Origin of the sequence: Mesotoga sp. HF07.pep.5.2.highcov, from assembly GCF_003666285.1 — a bacterium.
Lineage (GTDB): Bacteria > Thermotogota > Thermotogae > Petrotogales > Kosmotogaceae > Mesotoga > Mesotoga prima.
In genome coordinates this window covers 1-4,974 of sequence record NZ_JFHJ01000464.1, presented here as the reverse complement: position 1 = coordinate 4,974, position 4,974 = coordinate 1, and the positions used below count along the sequence as shown (strand labels likewise).

Annotated in this window: 5 protein-coding genes and 2 pseudogenes; all 7 read left to right on the top strand. The window is 46.1% G+C overall.

Going from position 1 to position 4,974, the window contains the following annotated elements; translation table 11 throughout:
- A pseudogene (locus BG32_RS09805) lies at window positions 1–324 on the top strand (OstA family protein); the annotation flags it as partial.
- A 15-nt stretch (window positions 325–339) separates the two neighbouring features.
- Window positions 340–1,608 carry a serine--tRNA ligase gene (gene serS, locus BG32_RS09800; RefSeq protein WP_014731339.1) on the top strand — a complete coding sequence of 423 codons (1,269 nt, stop codon included), beginning with the start codon at window positions 340–342 and terminating at the stop codon, window positions 1,606–1,608.
- Window positions 1,609–2,295, top strand: coding sequence for a 16S rRNA (uracil(1498)-N(3))-methyltransferase (locus BG32_RS09795; RefSeq protein ID WP_014731338.1), 687 nt, complete (start codon window positions 1,609–1,611; stop codon window positions 2,293–2,295).
- A 9-nt stretch (window positions 2,296–2,304) separates the two neighbouring features.
- Window positions 2,305–3,234, top strand: coding sequence for a 1-phosphofructokinase family hexose kinase (locus tag BG32_RS09790; protein ID WP_121526754.1), 930 nt, complete (start codon window positions 2,305–2,307; stop codon window positions 3,232–3,234).
- Window positions 3,235–3,650: 416 nt separating this feature from the next.
- Entirely contained in the window at window positions 3,651–4,031 is a 381-nt protein-coding gene (locus BG32_RS09785) for a DUF4332 domain-containing protein (RefSeq protein WP_310793751.1), read from the top strand.
- Between the two features lie 284 nt (window positions 4,032–4,315).
- A pseudogene (locus BG32_RS09780) lies at window positions 4,316–4,528 on the top strand (helix-turn-helix domain-containing protein); the annotation flags it as partial.
- Between the two features lie 72 nt (window positions 4,529–4,600).
- Window positions 4,601–4,974: GyrI-like domain-containing protein (locus BG32_RS09775; RefSeq protein WP_147434918.1), on the top strand; the 374-nt coding region annotated here is incomplete at its 3' end.

The window sequence follows — 4,974 nt, the reverse complement described above, 5'->3', positions numbered from 1 at the left end:
TCAAAGGAAGAGGACGGAAAGGATATATTCATATACGAGACAGAGATTCTTAACTTTGATCAGAAAACGGAATACTATGAAGGTTTTGCTGAAGAAACTGCGGAAGCAACGCCCGAGCTTATCTTCATAAATTACAAGGGAGATTTGAATGTAGACACTCTTTACTTCGAATACTTCGGAGATACCGGCCTTCTGAACCTAAAGGGAAACGTCTTTGTCGATGACTTCAAGAATAGTAGGAAAATCTGGGCCTCCGAACTGATATACGATACGACGGATGATTCATTTGAAGGGAAAAACGTAGAGATAGAGCTTGTTTTTTAGCAGGAGGAAGAAATAATGATTGACGTAAGGTTGATTCGAGAAAACCCCGAAATTGTGAGGAGGGCCCTTGAGTGCAGGCAGATGACCTCGGAGCTGCTGGATGAGATAGTCTATCTGGAATCAAAGAGGAGAGAGGCGCTGCAGGTCGTTGAACAGAAAAAGGCCGAGAGAAACAGTATATCTTCGGAGATTGCCCGAGCCAAAGCTAGCAAAGACGTAAGCCTTTCGCTTTCCCTTATGGAAAGGGCAAAAGAAATCTCATCTGAAGTTAAGGAACTTGATCTCCAAACTTCTCAGATAGAAGAAGAACTGAAGAAAAAGCTTCTCTATCTACCCAATATTCCTTCGTCGACCACACCTGTTGGCAAGAGTGAGGAAGATAACGTCGTCATCAGGATGTGGGGAGAACCGAGAAAGGTCGACTTTGAAATCCGACCTCACTGGGACTACGGCCCGGAAACCGGACTTATAGACTTTGAAAGAGCCGCGAAAATATCTGGAGCGAGATTCACGATTCTTAGAAGAGACTTTGCAAGACTTGAGAGGGCAATAGCTAACTTCATGCTGGACCTCCACCACTCAAAGGGGTACGAGGAAGTAGCTCTGCCTTTCATGGTTAAGAGAGATACTATGCAGGCAACGGGCCAACTACCTAAATTTGAGGAGGAGGCCTACAGAATCGACCCGGACGATATGTTCATGATACCAACTGCAGAGGTCCCACTCGTTTCGCAGCACATGGACGAGATCCTCGAAGGTGACCTGCCCAAAAAGTACACGGCGTACAGTGCATGCTTCAGGAGAGAGGCCGGATCGTACGGAAAGGATGTTCGGGGCATGATAAGAGTTCACCAATTTGACAAGGTTGAGCTTGTCTGGTTCACCCATCCCGATGACTCTTACGATGCTCTTGAAAATCTTACGGCCGATGCTGAAGATGTTCTCAGGAAATTGGAGCTTCCTTACCGGGTAGTCTCTCTTTGTACCGGGGATATTGGGTTTGCCGCGGCAAAGACTTATGATCTTGAAGTTTGGTTGCCTTCTTACAACACTTATAGGGAGATTTCCTCCTGCTCAAACGTTGAGGACTTCCAGCCAAGACGAGCCAACATAAGGTTCAGAGATGTTGACAACAAACTGAAGTTTGTACACTGTTTAAATGGTTCTGGACTGGCCGTTGGAAGGACCCTGGTAGCAATAGTCGAGAACTACCAGAGAAGAGACGGAAAGATCGACGTGCCGAAAGCTCTCGTACCATACATGAGGCAGGAGGTAATTGGTTAATTGCCTAATGCCTTCTTCGTCCTGCCTGAAGACAACAGAGTCATTCTAGACGGCGGTGAAACCAAACATCTGAGAGTGACGAGAGCAAAACCCGGTGATGAACTGACAGGCATTGATGGGAGAGGTACCGTTTACAGATTTCTTCTCGAAGAACTCGGGAAATCATCTGCTTCGGGAACTGTAGTCGAGCGAGAGTACGTTGAGAGAGACGGGAAGAGTATTACTGTAGCCGTGGCAGCGACAAAGTGGCCACGGCTTCATATTTTGATAGAGAAAGCAACCGAACTGGGAGTCGACAGAATCGAGTTGTTCAATAGCCTTAGATCGGTTTCAAGAGTTGATGAAACTAAGCTGACTAAGTTCAATGCGGTCGCAAGGGAAGCGGCCAAGCAGAGTGTTAATCCTTACATTCCCGAGATTACTGTATCCCAGACACTTCCTCTAGAAGGATCATACAACCTGCTTCTGGAATTCGGCGGCAGACCTTTATTAGAAGTGGAAGAAAAACTCGCTTGTGAAAGAAAACTGCGACTGATAGTGGGACCCGAAGGGGGCTTCGCGCCGGAGGAGATAAAAGACATCTCGACCCGATGTACGCCCGTTTCGTTGGGAAGAAGGACTCTGAGAGTCGAGACAAGCGTGATTGTAGTACTCGGAATCATAAACTATCGTCTCGGCAGGATGTAGGAGGTGTAAATGGTGATTTTCTCACTGACTTTGAACGCAGCTCTAGATAGATTCTTATATACAGACGCTCTAATTGAGGACGATACGGTGAGGGTAGATAGAGTCAAAGATTACCCCGCAGGAAAGGGTGTAGACGTATCACGTGTGATAAATGAACTGGAAGGCCATTCGGTCGCTGTAGCTTTCCTTGGAGGTCATACCGGAAAGGTAATAGAAGAGATGCTCGACGATGAGGGAGTCGTTTATGCAACGGTAAGAAGTGAAGAAGAAACAAGGACCAACATTCTCGTACAGACTGGAAGCGGTCAATACAGAATGAGTCTTCCCGGTCCGGTAATATCCGTCAAGGAAGTCTATAAACTGTACAAGACAATCGACGTACTTTTGAGAAAGGACGACTACCTTCTTTTGTGCGGAAGCATACCGGAAGGAGTAAGCAGCGATATCTACGCTCAGCTTTGTTCAAGGATGAGGAAAATTGGAGTCAACGTTTATATCGATTCCGACAAGGAGCCTTTCTCCAAGGGGGTCGAGGCCAAGCCAAGAGGAATAAAGCCAAATATTCACGAACTTCAGAGACTGCTCAATCGCGAGCTAATCGGAGAGATAGATTTTAGAAAGGCCATTTCCGAAGTGTCGAACAAGTATTCAATCGAAGAAATTCTACTGACTATGGGAGCCGAGGGAGCGATTGCATCAGTGAGTGGGGAGTTCTATCGTATTCGGGTACCTAAAGTACCTGTCAAGAGCGGGGTTGGTGCAGGGGATTCTTTCCTGGCGGCATACTGCATGTACAGAGAACTTGGCGAGACGGTGAAAACTGCCTTGAAAATGGCTGGTGCCGCCAGTTCAGCTGCCGTCATGACACCCGGCACAGAGCTTTGTAGATTCGATGATGTAATGAGTCTTGCTTCGAAGATAGCTGTAGAAGCGCTGTAATCGAGACGTTGTATGACCATATACATTCAGTAGCTAAAGAGGGTTTTCTCCAGATCGATTCGGTGTTTTCTCTTCGCAAGAGAGATGAATGGATGATAAAAAACGAAGATTTCATAGCCTTCTTGAAGAGTAAAGGTAAGAGCTAGAATGTTATCAACACAACGTTGTCTGGGGTTGCATCCCTCGAGAAATTCCTTCTTGATTCGAATGAGAAATCAGTTGAAGAGGCAGAAAAAGAGGATATTGAAAGTTTCGCAAAATCGAACCGCAATGACAAGGCCCGTCTGAAGCAAAACTCCGTAGGATAGGCCAGTATTTCAGTTTTCTTTCTGAACCTTCACTCGCAAAATTCGCCCCAGAGCTTCGTGAGAAAGGAATCGCGGCAAAGAGGGAAAGAATGAGAATACACAAATTCCCTGGTACGACACGATAGTAATGGAAAAACTCGCGAAAGCGGGCATATTTGCCACCTATCAAATGATCGAAGTGCCCTTTCACCTGAGCTAAGAGAAAGCCTGGCTGCACGCATCGGGACTGAAATGGAGAAAATACTTGAGTACCTTAAACTCTCGGATCTTTCAAGACTTGGTGGAATGAAAGGAGTTAGGGTGAGGCTATACTGCAATGCAGGATTAGATACCTTGGACAAACTTTCTAACTGGAACCCTGAGGAACTTTGGGCGATGCTGGTCGACTTCGTCAGAAAAACGGGTTTCGAGGGAATACCTCCTCTGCCGAAAGAAGTAAGTAGCACAATAGAAGCGGCTAAGAAGCTTGAAAGGCTTATTGGGTACTGATGTTGGCGTGATTAACGGTTTCGTTCAGCCGAATTGTTTTTGGATTGACTCAGCTTAGAGAAGAAACTCCATCATGATTCTTTCGATCAAAAACAAGCCCTTCCATACTTGTATAATCTTTAAGACGATTATTGCGGAGATGGAGGTGGAAGATGTCCAGAGACACTCCTTTGAAATAGGATTACATCGATTGCGTGAACTCCGTCATAGATTACATTGAGGAGCACCTTTCATCCCCGATAACTCTCGACGATCTCTGCTAAGAAAGCTTCTACTCATCAGTTCATCTTCAGCGGATCTTCTTTCACACTGTGGACAAGATGATAGGCCAGTATCGCAAGGGTAGAAGGTTGAGCGTGGCTGCCGAAAAACTTGCTACAACCTCGATAAGTATTTTGGAGATCGCCTTGCAGTTAGGCTATGATTCGCAGGAATCACTTACCAGAGCATTCAAAAGCAGATACTACGTGAAGCCTGGCAAGTATCGCAGGCTTTGACTCCACTTCGCCGTCACTCAGAAAAAGAGACTGTGCAAAAAAGACCCGATTGGTCTCAAGGGAGGAATAAGAATGGAACCAAAGATCATCCACAAATCGGCGTTCAAAGTCATTGGTCTGAAGTACTACGGAAATGATCCGGCGAACAACTGCCCGAAACTCTGGAGAGATTTAATGGAGAGGCATACCGAGATCGAGAATGTCATATCGGCGAAGGAAAGCTACGGATTGATGTGCACTGGAGAAGAAGACTTCATAGACGGCAAGTTCGACTACATAGCCTCTTTGGCCGTCTCGACTCTGAGAATAATCCCGGAGGGAATGGTTGGGGCAGAAGTGCCTGAGGCAACCTATGCCGTTTTCACTCATACGGGAAAGCTTGACTCACTGCAAAATACCTATGAGTACATCCATGCAAAGTGGTTTCAGAACTTCGAGTATGAACC

Coding starts and splice junctions, on each gene's coding strand:
- serS (WP_014731339.1), top strand. CDS start 340: ATGATTGACGTAAGGTTGATTCGAGAAAACCCCGAAATTGTGAGGAGG.
- BG32_RS09790 (WP_121526754.1), top strand. CDS start 2,305: ATGGTGATTTTCTCACTGACTTTGAACGCAGCTCTAGATAGATTCTTA.